Raw genomic sequence first — 11,800 nt, forward strand, 5'->3', positions numbered from 1 at the left:
ACCCCGTGCCCGACCCGACCGGAGGACCCGTGCCCCGCATCCGCGTGCTGGTGGTCGACGACTCGGTCGTCGTCCGGCGGCTCGTCACCGAGGCGCTGTCGCGCGAGCCCGCGATCGAGGTGGTCGGCGTCGCTGCCGACGGGCGCATCGCGCTGGCCAAGGTCGCCCTGCTGGGGCCCGACGTCATCACGATGGACGTCGAGATGCCGCACCTCGACGGCATCGAGACGGTCCGCGCGCTGCGCGCCTCGGGGCACCGGCAGCCGGTGATCATGTGCTCGACGCTCACCGAGCGCGGTGCGTCGGCGACGCTCGACGCGCTGGCGGCGGGTGCGTCGGACTACGTGACGAAGCCGTCGCACGTCGGCAGCGTGCAGGAGGCCGTCGACCAGGTGGCGCGCGACCTGGTGCCGCGCGTGCTGGCGCTCGCCCCGCGCGCGGCACGGCCGCCCGTCCGTCCCGGCGCGGGCGCCGCGCGCGCGGTCCCGGTGCCGGCTGCGCCCTGTGCCGAGGACGCCGGCCCGCCCGCCTCGCCACTCGCACCGGCACCGCCTCCCCACCCGGTCGCCGTCGTCGTCGTCGGTGCGTCCACGGGCGGGCCGGAGGCGCTGTCGCGCCTCGTCGGCGCGCTGCCGCTGCTGCCCGTGCCCGTCGCCGTGGTGCAGCACATGCCCCCGGTGTTCACGAGCCAGCTCGCGGCCCGGCTGGACCGGCTGGGCGCCGCGACGGTCGTCGAGGTCGAGCGGCCGACGGCGATGCTGGCCGGCCACGTGTACGTCGCGCCCGGGGGCCGGCACCTCGAGGTGCGCGGCGTGCCGGGCGCGCTGCAGGCCGTGCTCACGCAGGAGCCGCCCGTGAACTTCTGCCGGCCCGCCGTGGACGTCCTGCTCACCTCCGCCGCGGCGACGGCCGGGGCCGGCGTGCTCGCGGTCGTCCTCACCGGCATGGGGGCCGACGGGCGCGTGGGCGCCGAGCACGTCGTCGGCGCCGGCGGGACCGTCGTCGTGCAGGACGAGGAGACGAGCGTCGTGTGGGGCATGCCGGGCGCCGTCATCGCGGCCGGGTGGGCGCACCGCGTCCTGCCGATCGACGACGTCGCCGTCGCGGTCGCCGTCGCGGTCGGCGCGGGCGGGCACGCGGCGGTCGGTGGCGGACGGTGACCGTGTCCACGGAGACGTTCGCGTTCGTCGCCGACCTCGTGCGCAGGCGCAGCGCCATCCGGCTGGGCGCGGGCAAGGAGTACCTCGTCGAGAGCCGGCTGCTGCCGCTGGCCCGCGCGGCCGGCGCCCTCGACGTCGACGCGTACGTGGCGCGGCTGCGCGCCGGACGCGAGGCCGGGGGGCACGAGGCCGTCGTCGAGGCGCTGACGACCAACGAGACGTCGTGGTTCCGGGACGTCGCGCCGTTCGACGCGCTGCGCGACCACGTCGTCCCGGCGTGGTCCGCGACGGCCGCGCCGGGGGCACGGCTGCGGGTGTGGTCCGCCGCGTGCTCGACGGGCCAGGAGCCCTACTCGGTCGCGATGGTGCTCGCCGGCTGCTCGCTGCCCGACGCGACGATCCTCGCGACCGACCTGTCGACCGAGGTGCTCGACCGGGCCCGGGACGGGCTGTACACGCAGCTCGAGGTGAGCCGAGGGCTGCCCGGCGCCATGCGCGCGCGCCACCTCGTCCGTGAGGGCGGCGGCTGGCGGGTGAGCGCCGCGCTGCGCCGCGCCGTGACGTTCCAGCGGCACAACCTGCTGGACCCCGCACCCGCCGGTGGGCCGTTCGACGTCGTCCTGCTGCGCAACGTCCTCATCTACTTCGACCGGGACGACCGCCGCGCCGTGCTCGACCGGGTGCACCGCGTGCTGCAGCCCGGCGGCTGGCTCGTGCTCGGCGCCGCCGAGAGCCCCGTGGGCGTGCACGACGGCTTCGAGCGCGTCGTGCTCGACCGCACGACCCTCTACCGCACCACCCCGGGAGGTCCGCTGTGAGGCGCGCGCTCGTGATCGACGACTCCCGCACCATGCGCCGCATCGTCGCGCGGATCCTGCAGGACCTGGGATTCGAGACCGTCGAGGCCGAGCACGGCCAGGCGGCGCTCGACCTGCTCGCGGACGGGCCGCCGCCCGACCTGGCGTGCGTGGACTGGAACATGCCGGTGATGGACGGGCTGCAGTTCGTCGTGCGCGTGCGGGCGACGCCCGCGCTGCGCGGCATGACGCTGATGATGGTGACCACCGAGAGCGAGCACGCGCAGATCGTGCGGGCCCTGGCGGCCGGTGCGCACGAGTACCTCGTCAAGCCGTTCACCGCCGAGGCCCTCCGGGACAAGCTGGCGCTGCTGGGCCTCCTGCCGCTGGACGAGCACGCGTGAGCACCACCACCGACGTGTACGCGGTCGCCGAGGCCCTGTTCGCCACCCTGGTCGACGGCCGGCCCGGGACCCTGCGGCCGTGGACGGGCGACGGACCCGCGTGGTCCGACCCCGTCGTCGCGTGGGTCGACCTGCACGGCGGCTGGACCGGCCGCGCCGCCGTGACGGCGGAGAGCGGCACGGCCGACGACCTCGCCCGCGCGCTGCTCGACCTGCCGACGGACGACCCCGTGGCGGCCGACGACGTGCGCGACGCGTTCGGGGAGGTCGCCAACGTCGTGGGCGGCAGCGTCAAGGCCCTGCTGCCGGCCGTCGGCGCGATGGGCCTGCCGACGGTGGCGGCGGCCGCGCCCGCGCTGCCGGGGTCGGTCCTCGTCGCGCACGTCCTGCTCGACTGGCGCGGTCGTGCGCTCGAGCTCACGGTCCGGGGCACGTCGGCCCCGGCCGGTCCACGAGAGGGAGGAGCACGATGATCCGGGTCCTGGTGGCCGACGACAGCCGCGTCATGCGGCAGATCGTCATCCGCACGCTGCGGCAGGCGGGGTACGACTGGGAGGTGCGCGAGGCGGCGGACGGCGCCGAGGCGCTCGCAGCCGTGCGTGCCGACGAGCCGGACGTGATCCTCTCGGACTGGAACATGCCGGAGATGACCGGGCTGGAGCTGCTGCGCCGGCTGCGGCTCGAGGGCTACGACACCCCGCTCGGGTTCGTGACCTCCGAGGGCTCGCCGGAGATGCGCACGCTCGCCGAGCGCGAGGGTGCCCTCTTCCTCATCGCCAAGCCCTTCACGCCCGACGGCTTCCGCGCCGTCATCGACCCGGTGCTCGCATGAGCGACCGGACGCCGCTGCCGTCGGCGAAGCACGTGCGCGACCTGCTCGAGGGCCTGCTCGGCCGCGAGGTCGAGGTGCGCACGGGCGCGGCCATGGTCGACCCCGCCGCGACGGCCGGTGCGCTCGTCGGCGTGTACGTCGACCGGCTGCTGCAGCTGCGGGCGCTGTGCCTGATGGACGTGCCGGCCGCGGCCCGCGTCGGCGCCGCGATCGGGCTCGTGCCCGCGCGGGTCGCCGACGAGAGCGCGCTCGGCGACTTCCTCGACCCGGGCCTGGAGGAGAACGCGCGCGAGGTCCTCAACGTCATCGCGTCGCTGCTCAACACGCCGGACGCGCCCCACGTGCGGCTCGACGCCGTGGTCGCGCCCCGCGAGGCCCTGCCGGTGGACGTCGCGCCGTGGGTGCGGGCGTACGTGCCGCGGATCGACCTCGAGGTCGACGTGTCGGGCTACGGGCCGGGCGGGCTGTCGCTGCTCGTCGTGTGACGACGCTCAGCGCGGCGTCTGGCGGTACGAGGACAGGAAGTTGCCCATGCGCTCGACCGCCTCGGCCAGCACCCGCGCCTCGGGCAGCGTGACGATGCGCAGGTGGTCCGGGGTGGGCCAGTTGAAGCCCGTGCCCTGGACCAGCAGGATCTGCTCGCTGACCAGCAGGTCGTACACGAGCTGCGCGTCGTCGACGATGCCGAACACCTCGGGGTCGAGGCGCGGGAAGAGGTACAGCGCGCCGTCGGGCTTGGTGCACGAGACGCCGGGGATCGAGTTGAGGCCCTCCCACGCGACCTGCCGCTGCTCGTGCAGGCGGCCGCCGGGCGCGATGAGCGCGTCGATGGACTGCACGCCGCCGAGCGCCGCCTGGATCGCGTGCTGCGCGGGCACGTTGGGGCAGAGCCGGGTCGACGCGAGCAGCGTCATGCCCTCGAGGAACCCCCTGGCGTGCGCCTGCGGACCGGTGACGACGACCCACCCGGCGCGGTAGCCCGCGACCCGGTACGTCTTGGACAGCCCGTTGAACGTCAGGCACAGCAGGTCCGGGGCGACGCTCGCCATCGGGATGTGCTGCGCACCGTCGTAGAGGATCCGGTCGTAGATCTCGTCGGCGAGGACCAGCAGGCTGTGCTCGCGCGCGATCTCGGCGATCTGCTCCAGCACCTCGCGCCGGTAGACGGCGCCGGTCGGGTTGTTCGGGTTGATGACGACGATCGCCTTGGTCCGCGGCGTGATCTGCTCGCGGATGTGCTCGACGTCCGGCTCCCAGCCGTTCGACTCGTCGCACCGGTAGTGCACCGGCTGGCCGTCGGACAGGCTCGTCATGGCCGTCCACAGCGGGTAGTCGGGGGACGGGATCAGCACCTCGTCGCCCTCGTCGAGCAGCGCCTGCAGCGTCATGGTGATGAGCTCGGACACGCCGTTGCCGAGGTACACGTCGTCGACGTCGAACGTCGGGAAGCCCTCGACGGTCTCGTAGCGCGTCACGATCGCGCGACGCGCCGGCAGGATGCCGCGCGACTCGGTGTACCCGTGGGCGTAGGGGACGGCCGCGATGACGTCGGCGACGATCTGGTGGGGCGCGTCGAAGCCGAACGCGGCCGGGTTGCCGGTGTTGAGCTTGAGCACGCGGCGGCCCTCGGCCTCCATGCGTGCGGCCTCGTCGAGTGCCTTGCCGCGGATCTCGTAGAGGACACCCTTGAGCTTGGCGGACTGGTCGAGGGGGCGCAGCGACATGCTCAGCAGCGTATCCCCGTCGGCGCGGCCGCCGAAGCAGCCACCTGCGAGGAAGTGGCCCGGTCGCCTCAGCCTGCCGGCGCGCCGGCCGGGGTCACGGCCGAGGTCACGGCCGCGTCGGCGTGCCCGGACGCGGTCGGGACGGCCAGGGCCCCACGCCGGGCGCGGGCCCGCGCGGGCGGGACGACCTCCGTGCGGCCGGCGCCCGGGAACGTCGCCGCCTCGACGGCGTCGGCGACGACGCCCCCGAGGTCCGCGTCGTGCGCCCGCGTGGCCATCGCGCGCAGCATCGTCCCCTCGCGCTCCAGCTGCAGCGCGCCCGGGTGGTCGAGGCGCGCGCCGAGGACGAGCAGCGTGTCCAGGCACCGGGCGCCGTCGAGCAGCGCCGGGTCGAGCACGGACGCCGGCTCGGCGACGAACGTCTCGACCAGCAGCGGCCGGCCCGCCAGCCGGGCGCGGACGGTCGTGCGCACACGTCCGCCCGCCTCGCCGCTGCGCCCGAGCACGAGCGTCTCGCGCAGGACCGCCCGGGCGCCGGGCGCCAGGTCGACGTGCGTCAGGCGCAGGACGTCCGCGCCGTCGGCGACGACGAACGGCAGGCTCGGCCACACCAGCACCGCGTCCGCCGCGAGCCGCACGTCGACGATCCAGGACGCGTGGCCCCCGCGCATGTCGTACGCGACCGTGCCCGTGACCTCGACGATCTCCAGCGCGCGCCCGGCCGCGACGTCGACCTCGATCCGCACGTCGTCCCCGGCGAGCAGGAGCGCCTGCGACGCGACGAGCGCGACGCGCAGACGGCCGTCCTCGTCGGGCAGGCGGCGGGCGCGCACGAGGTCGCCGTCGAGCTCGACGCGACCGTCGGGCGTGACGGCGACGCGGGTGCGCGTCATCCGCGCTCCGCCGGCTGTGCGTGCGCGTGCTCGTGCGTGACCTGCAGGACGTCCACCCCCCGGTGCGTGTGCGCGTGCTCGGCCGCGCCGTCGTGGGCGTGCACCAGCACGGCGCCATCCTCGTCGACGTGCGTGTGCGGCGCCATCGGCCCCGGGTCCACGGGCGTGTGACGGCCCGCCCTGACCTCGGCGGTCATGTCCCGCACCCACGTCGTCAGCGCGGCGACGGACGCGCGGTCGTGCCGCGACAGGCCGATGACGGGCGCACCGTCGCGTGCCCGCGACGCGTCGTGGAGCATGCGCTCGACGTCCACCTCGACGTACGGCGCGAGGTCCGTCTTGTTGACCACCAGCAGGTCCGCGCGGGCGATGCCCGGTCCGCCCTTGCGCGCCACGTCGCCGCCGCCGGCCACGTCGAGCACGAAGATCTGCGCGTCGACCAGGGCGGGGGAGAACGTCGCCGTGAGGTTGTCGCCGCCGGACTCCACGAGGACGAGGTCGAGGGGGCCGTGGTCGGCCTCGAGGTCCTCGACGGCGATGAGGTTGGGCGTGACGTCGTCGCGGATCGCGGTGTGGGGGCACGCGCCCGTCTCGACCGCGCGGATGCGGTCGATCTCCAGCACGCCCGCGGCCCGCAGGATCTGCGCGTCCTCGTCGGTGTAGATGTCGTTGGTGACGACGCCCATCTCGAGCTCGTCGGCCAGCTCCCGGCACAGCAGCGCGATGAGCGACGTCTTGCCGGTGCCGACGGGGCCGGCGACGCCGAGCCGGAACGCGCGGGCCGGGGTGGTGGGGACGACGGGCTCAGCCATGGAACAGCCTCCGGGTGGTGCCGGCGTGGGCCTGGGCCCACGCGTCGGTCATCGGTGCGCCGGCCGACGGGATGTCGTCCGGGTCGGTCAGGTGGGCGACGGACGCCGCCATGCGTGCGACGGCGGGGTGCAGGTCGAGGACCCACCGGGTCGTCGTCGCGGGGTCGAGCGGGGTCAGCTTGAGCGCGGCCGACGCGATCGTCTGCACGTCGTCGTAGCCGACGAGCAGCGCGACCTGCAGGGCGTCGAGCCCGGTCACGGCGCCGATCGCCCCCGCGACGAGCGGCCGCGGGGGAGCCGCACGCGGGGCGAACGCGCCGTCGAGCGCGTCCGGCCACAGCGCGAGGGCCAGCCGCAGGTACCCGCGGCCCAGGCGCCGGGCGGCGTCGCGCACGGCCGGGCTCGGGGTCCGCGCCGCCCACGCGTCCTCGACGGGCGCGAGGTCGCCGCGCTCGAGCCACACGTGCCGCGCGACGACGGCCGCCCCCGCTTCCGTCGCGGTGACGGTCCGCAGCCGCGTGGCGGCCAGCGCGGGCACCCGCCGAACGTCCTCGACCCCCCGCCCTCCCTCCCCCCGCGAGAGTGCGATCCAGTCACGCTCGGGCTGCCTCGGCCCCACCCCCTCCTGTCGTGAGAGTGCAATCCGGTCACGTTCGCTGCTCCCGCCCTGGGGGGAAGGGGTCGGGACCGTGGCTGGATTGCACTCTCGCGGGGGGTGGGGGGTGACTGGATTGCACTCTCGCGGGGGGTGGGGGGTGAGGAGGCCTGCCTGGACCGCGGGTTCGAGGCCTGCGGAGTGGGCGTGGGCCCCCGTGGGCAGGCGGGCGTCGGCGAGCATGGCGAGGACAAGCAGCACGCTCGCACCGCCGTCGTCACGGCCGGTGCGGTCCGCGTCGGGACCGGAGGGCGGGGCGGCGACGGCACCGTCGGGGGGCAGGGGCGTCACGGTCAGAACATCGAGTAGAGCTGGGCCAGCGGCAGGACGTCGGCGGGGGCGGGCTCGACGACGTCGCCGTCGATGCGGATGGTGAACGTCTCCGGGTCGACCTCGATGCGCGGCAGGGCGTCGTTGTTGACCATCTGCGCCTTGCCGACGTCGCGCGTCGGGCGCACCCCCTCGAGCCGGCGGCGCAGCCCGAGGCGGTCGGCCAGGCCGTCGTCGAGCGCGGCGGGCGAGACGAACGTGACCGAGTGGTCGGCGCCGGTCGCGTCGCCGAACGACGGCCGCTGCAGGACGGGCTGCGGCGTGGGGATCGACGCGTTCGGGTCGCCCAGCGCGGCCCACGCGATCGCACCGCCCTTCATCACCACGTCCGGCCGGACGCCGAAGAACCGCGGGTCCCACAGCACCAGGTCGGCGAGCTTGCCGACCTCGACGGACCCGACGACGTGGTCGATGCCGTGCGCGACCGCGGGGTTGATCGTGTACTTCGCGACGTACCGGCGGGCGCGCTCGTTGTCGGCCGGCATGGCCGCGGACAGGGCCCCGCGGCGGTGCTTCATGACGTGCGCGACCTGCCACGTCCGCGTGATCACCTCGCCGATGCGGCCCATCGCCTGGGCGTCCGACGACGTGATCGACAGCGCCCCCATGTCGTGCAGGACGTCCTCGGCGGCGATGGTCGTCGCACGGATCCGGGACTCGGCGAACGCGAGGTCCTCCGGGACCGACGGGTTGAGGTGGTGGCAGACCATGAGCATGTCGAGGTGCTCGGCCACCGTGTTGACGGTGTGGGGGAGCGTCGGGTTCGTCGAGCCGGGGATGACGTGCGGCAGGGAGGCGACCGTGAGGATGTCGGGCGCGTGCCCACCCCCGGCGCCCTCGGCGTGGAACGCGTGGATGGACCGGCCCGCGATCGCGCCGATCGTCGACTCGACGAACCCGGCCTCGTTGAGCGAGTCCGAGTGCAGCGCGACCTGCAGGCCCCAGTCGTCCGCGGCGCGCAGTGCGGCGTCGATCGCGGCGGGCGTGGACCCCCAGTCCTCGTGCACCTTGTAGCCGCCGGCACCGGCCAGGGCCTGCTCGGCCAGCCCTTCGGCGCTGACGGTGTTGCCCTTGCCGAGCAGCAGCAGGTTCACCGGTGCGGTGTCGAGCGCGCGGTGCAGCGCGCGCAGGTGCCACGCACCGGGCGTCACGGTGGTGGCCTTCGAGCCCTCCGACGGGCCGGTCCCGCCGCCCGCGAGCGTCGTCAGGCCCGTCGCGAGCGCCTCGTGCACCTGCGATGGCGACAGGAAGTGCACGTGCACGTCGATGCCGCCGGCGGTGAGGACGCGCCCCTCGCCGCTGATGACGTCGGTGGACGGGCCGATGCGCAGGTCGGGGTGGACACCGTCGGCCACGTCGGGGTTGCCGGCGCGGCCCAGGGCCACGATGCGCCCGTCGCGGATGCCGACGTCCGCCTTGACCACGCCCCACCAGTCGAGGACGAGCGCGTTGGTGATCACGGTGTCCGGGGCGCCCTGCGCGCGGGTCGTCGACCCCTGCGCCATGGACTCGCGGATCGACTTGCCGCCCCCGAACACGGCCTCCTCGCCGCCGACGGTCAGGTCCTGCTCGACCTCGATCCACAGGTCGGTGTCGCCGAGGCGCACCTGGTCGCCCGTCGTCGGTCCGTACAGCGCGGCGTACCGCGCGCGTGAGATCTCGACCATCTAGAGCGCACCCCCGTCCGTCTTGCCCAGCCGGATGCCGGGCACGCGGCGCGCACCGCGGATCGCGACGGCGTCGACCGACCGCGACGCCCCGGGCTCGAACCGCTGCGACGTGCCCGACGGCACGTCGAGCCGGAAGCCGTGGGCCGCGGCGCGGTCGAAGGCCAGGGCGGGGTTGGCGTCCGGCAGGTGCAGGTGGGACCCGATCTGCACCGGCCGGTCGCCGGTGTTCTCGACCACGAGCGTGATCCGCTCGTGGTCCGCGCGGTCGCCGTTGAGCACGACGCTGCCCGCGCGCGTGCGCACCGCGCCGGGTCCGTCGCCGGACGTGCCTGCCATGGGTGCTCCTTCGGTCTGGCCAGGGAGAGAGATCGGGGCCACCGACGCCCCGGTTCCTCGCTCTCGGGACCGGGGGTTCGGGTCAGGCGATGGGGGTGTGGAGGGTGACGAGCTTGCGGCCGTCGGGGAAGGTGGCCTCGACCTGCACGTCGTGCAGCATCTCCGGGACGCCGTCCATCACCTGGTCCCGCCGCAGCACCGTCCGGCCGTCGGCCATGAGCTGGGAGACCCCCACGCCGTCGCGGGCACGTTCGAGCACCCACGTGCTCAGCAGCGCGACGGCCTCGGGGTGGTTGAGCCGCACGCCACGGGCCAGCCTGTCGCGCGCGACCATGCCGGCCACGGACAGCAGCAGCTTCTCGGTGTCGGCGGGGGTGAGCCTCATGACGGGCACCCTAGGTCCCCGCACGACGCGGTATCCGCAGACGTATACAGCCGAAACGGAATGTTTACACCCGGTGCGTCGGGCGCACCGCGTCGAGGGACCTCGGTCCCGATCCGGGCGGGACGGGTGTTGCGTGCGTCACGCCCGTCGGACATACTCCTGGCAGATGGGATCCCAAAACCCAAGTTCGGAGTCAATGGTGAATCTGAATCGTCGGTGCGTCCGTCTGTCCTGCCTCGCCGCCGTCGCGGCCCTCGTCGTCACGGCCTGCGCCCCCGCGCAGGACATGGCGGTGGCACCCGCGGACGCGGCGCCGCCGGCCGAGCCCGAGGGGAAGGTGACCTTCCTGTCGGCCGAGAACCTGTCCGGGGACTGGGACCCCTTCGACCACACGATCCTCGCCCAGGACCGCCTGCAGCGAGCCGCGTACGAGACGCTCGTCCGCGTCGACGAGGACGGGGAGTTCCAGCCCGGTCTCGCCCTCACCTGGGAGAACGTGGCCCCGACGACGTGGCGCCTCGGCCTGCGCGAGGGCGTCACGTTCCACGACGGGACCCCGATGACCGCCGAGGACGTCAAGGCGTCGATCGAGTACGTGTCCAGCCCCGAGGTCGCCTGGTCCCTCGCGTTCCCGCGCCCGTTCACGGCCGACGTGGTCGACGACCACACCGTCGACATCCACACCGGAGAGCCGTTCGCCCCGATGCCGGGCCTGCTCGCCACGGGCGCGGCCGGCGTCGTCGCGCCGTCCGAGCTCATCGAGGCCGGCACGCTCGACGAGAAGTTCGTCGGGACGGGCCCCTACCGCTGGGTGTCGTACGAGAGCGAGGCCAAGGGCGTCCACCTCACGGTCAACGAGGACTACTGGGGCGAGGAGCCCAAGATCAAGGACTACGTCTTCCGGTACGTGGGGGACAGCCAGACCCGGCTCGCCGCGCTGCGCTCCGGGCAGGCGGACATCATCGACCGGGTCGAGCCGCACCAGGTCGCGGACGTCGAGAGCGACCCGCGCCTGGCGATCACCCGGACCCCCACGGTCGAGTCGAAGTGGCTCGCGTTCCGCGCCGCCAAGCCGCCGATGGACAACCCCCTGCTGCGTCAGGCGATCGCCCACGCGATCAACGTGCCGCAGATCGTCGAGGTCGTCCTGCAGGGCAGCGGGACCGTGAACACGTCGTACTTCTCCCCGAGCCACGAGTTCCACAGCGACTCGCCCACCTTCCCGACGTACGACCCGGAGCGGGCGCGCGAGCTGCTGGCCGAGGCGGGGTACCCCGGGGGCGAAGGGCTGCGGACGCTGGACCTCATGGTCTCCGTCGGCTTCTACCCGATGACCAAGGAGTACGGCGAGGTCATCGTGCAGAACCTCGCCGACGTCGGGATCGACGCCAAGCTCACGACCCTCGAGACGGCCCGGTACAACCAGGGCCTGTTCGACCCCGAGATGGGCGACCTGTACGACCACGGCTGGTTCCTCGGCTCGTACGACGCCAACAGCGTGATGATGTCGCTCTTCGGCAACGCGCTGGTCACGTCGGTGAACGACCCCGACGTCGACGCCGCGCTCGCCGCGCAGATGGCGGCCCTCGACGGGGCGGAGCGCCGGCGGCTCATCGACGACCGGCTGATGCCCGCGCTGAACGAGTCGATGCTCGAGTTCCCCATGTTCACGAGCGAGCTCATCACGGCCTACTCCCGCAACGTCCGCGACCTCGAGGTGCCCCCCACCTCCTACCACCGCATCGAGGACGCGTTCCTCGCGAAGTGAGCCGTCGCACCTCGAAGGATCAAAGGAGATCTGT

14 protein-coding genes are annotated in these 11,800 nt (G+C 74.3%); 7 read left to right on the forward strand and 7 right to left on the reverse strand.

Going from position 1 to position 11,800, the window contains the following annotated elements; genetic code table 11:
- Positions 1-29: 29 nt before the first annotated feature.
- Genes cheB through NP075_RS03760 form a run of 6 tightly spaced genes read left to right on the forward strand, consistent with a single transcriptional unit; the run spans position 30 to position 3,678 of the window.
- On the forward strand, positions 30-1,160 hold the full coding sequence (gene cheB / locus NP075_RS03735; RefSeq protein ID WP_227563922.1) for a chemotaxis-specific protein-glutamate methyltransferase CheB: 1,131 nt from the start codon (positions 30-32) through the stop codon (positions 1,158-1,160).
- Positions 1,157-1,978 carry a CheR family methyltransferase gene (locus NP075_RS03740; protein WP_227563923.1) on the forward strand — a complete coding sequence of 274 codons (822 nt, stop codon included), beginning with the start codon at positions 1,157-1,159 and terminating at the stop codon, positions 1,976-1,978. The genes cheB and NP075_RS03740 overlap by 4 nt, the downstream gene beginning before the upstream one ends.
- Entirely contained in the window at positions 1,975-2,361 is a 387-nt protein-coding gene (locus NP075_RS03745; protein WP_256791476.1) for a response regulator, read from the forward strand. Before NP075_RS03740 ends, NP075_RS03745 begins: the two co-directional genes overlap by 4 nt.
- Positions 2,358-2,834, forward strand: a complete 477-nt coding sequence (locus tag NP075_RS03750) for a chemotaxis protein CheX (RefSeq protein WP_227563924.1) — start codon at positions 2,358-2,360, stop codon at positions 2,832-2,834. The genes NP075_RS03745 and NP075_RS03750 overlap by 4 nt, the downstream gene beginning before the upstream one ends.
- The gene (locus tag NP075_RS03755; protein ID WP_227563925.1) at positions 2,831-3,193 is read left to right on the forward strand and encodes a response regulator; all 363 of its coding nucleotides are present in this window, start codon (positions 2,831-2,833) and stop codon (positions 3,191-3,193) included. Before NP075_RS03750 ends, NP075_RS03755 begins: the two co-directional genes overlap by 4 nt.
- A complete protein-coding gene (locus NP075_RS03760; RefSeq protein ID WP_227563926.1) occupies positions 3,190-3,678 on the forward strand; it encodes a hypothetical protein in 489 nt (162 codons plus the stop codon). The genes NP075_RS03755 and NP075_RS03760 overlap by 4 nt, the downstream gene beginning before the upstream one ends.
- A gap of 6 nt (positions 3,679-3,684) precedes the next feature.
- On the opposite strand, the gene NP075_RS03765 is transcribed toward NP075_RS03760, so the two are convergent.
- From NP075_RS03765 to NP075_RS03795, 7 genes are all read right to left on the reverse strand, one after another.
- A complete protein-coding gene (locus NP075_RS03765; protein WP_284439914.1) occupies positions 3,685-4,917 on the reverse strand; it encodes a pyridoxal phosphate-dependent aminotransferase in 1,233 nt (410 codons plus the stop codon).
- A 68-nt stretch (positions 4,918-4,985) separates the two neighbouring features.
- Entirely contained in the window at positions 4,986-5,810 is an 825-nt protein-coding gene (locus NP075_RS03770) for an urease accessory protein UreD (RefSeq protein WP_227563927.1), read from the reverse strand.
- The gene (gene ureG, locus NP075_RS03775) at positions 5,807-6,622 is read right to left on the reverse strand and encodes an urease accessory protein UreG (RefSeq protein WP_227563929.1); all 816 of its coding nucleotides are present in this window, start codon (positions 6,620-6,622) and stop codon (positions 5,807-5,809) included. Before ureG ends, NP075_RS03770 begins: the two co-directional genes overlap by 4 nt.
- Positions 6,615-7,160 carry an urease accessory protein UreF gene (locus NP075_RS19135; RefSeq protein WP_227563930.1) on the reverse strand — a complete coding sequence of 182 codons (546 nt, stop codon included), beginning with the start codon at positions 7,158-7,160 and terminating at the stop codon, positions 6,615-6,617. The genes ureG and NP075_RS19135 overlap by 8 nt, the downstream gene beginning before the upstream one ends.
- 410 nt (positions 7,161-7,570) lie before the next feature.
- Positions 7,571-9,274 carry an urease subunit alpha gene (locus NP075_RS03785; protein WP_227563931.1) on the reverse strand — a complete coding sequence of 568 codons (1,704 nt, stop codon included), beginning with the start codon at positions 9,272-9,274 and terminating at the stop codon, positions 7,571-7,573.
- The gene (gene ureB / locus NP075_RS03790) at positions 9,275-9,613 is read right to left on the reverse strand and encodes an urease subunit beta (RefSeq protein ID WP_227563932.1); all 339 of its coding nucleotides are present in this window, start codon (positions 9,611-9,613) and stop codon (positions 9,275-9,277) included.
- An 82-nt stretch (positions 9,614-9,695) separates the two neighbouring features.
- Entirely contained in the window at positions 9,696-9,998 is a 303-nt protein-coding gene (locus tag NP075_RS03795; RefSeq protein ID WP_227563934.1) for an urease subunit gamma, read from the reverse strand.
- Positions 9,999-10,194: 196 nt separating this feature from the next.
- Between NP075_RS03795 and NP075_RS03800 the strand changes: the two genes are divergently transcribed.
- Entirely contained in the window at positions 10,195-11,766 is a 1,572-nt protein-coding gene (locus NP075_RS03800) for an ABC transporter substrate-binding protein (protein WP_227563936.1), read from the forward strand.
- Positions 11,767-11,800 lie beyond the last annotated feature (34 nt).

The sequence above is a fragment of the Cellulomonas wangsupingiae genome (assembly GCF_024508275.1).
Classification (GTDB): Bacteria; Actinomycetota; Actinomycetes; order Actinomycetales; family Cellulomonadaceae; genus Cellulomonas; species Cellulomonas wangsupingiae.

What these genes read in the sequence shown, in the direction of transcription:
- NP075_RS03800 (WP_227563936.1), top strand. Translation starts at nt 10,195, where the DNA reads ATGGTGAATCTGAATCGTCGGTGCGTCCGTCTGTCCTGCCTCGCCGCC.
- NP075_RS03795 (WP_227563934.1), bottom strand. Translation starts at nt 9,998, where the DNA reads ATGAGGCTCACCCCCGCCGACACCGAGAAGCTGCTGCTGTCCGTGGCC.
- NP075_RS03755 (WP_227563925.1), top strand. Translation starts at nt 2,831, where the DNA reads ATGATCCGGGTCCTGGTGGCCGACGACAGCCGCGTCATGCGGCAGATC.
- NP075_RS03785 (WP_227563931.1), bottom strand. Translation starts at nt 9,274, where the DNA reads ATGGTCGAGATCTCACGCGCGCGGTACGCCGCGCTGTACGGACCGACG.
- ureG (WP_227563929.1), bottom strand. Translation starts at nt 6,622, where the DNA reads ATGGCTGAGCCCGTCGTCCCCACCACCCCGGCCCGCGCGTTCCGGCTC.
- NP075_RS03765 (WP_284439914.1), bottom strand. Translation starts at nt 4,917, where the DNA reads ATGTCGCTGCGCCCCCTCGACCAGTCCGCCAAGCTCAAGGGTGTCCTC.
- NP075_RS03770 (WP_227563927.1), bottom strand. Translation starts at nt 5,810, where the DNA reads ATGACGCGCACCCGCGTCGCCGTCACGCCCGACGGTCGCGTCGAGCTC.
- ureB (WP_227563932.1), bottom strand. Translation starts at nt 9,613, where the DNA reads ATGGCAGGCACGTCCGGCGACGGACCCGGCGCGGTGCGCACGCGCGCG.
- NP075_RS03760 (WP_227563926.1), top strand. Translation starts at nt 3,190, where the DNA reads ATGAGCGACCGGACGCCGCTGCCGTCGGCGAAGCACGTGCGCGACCTG.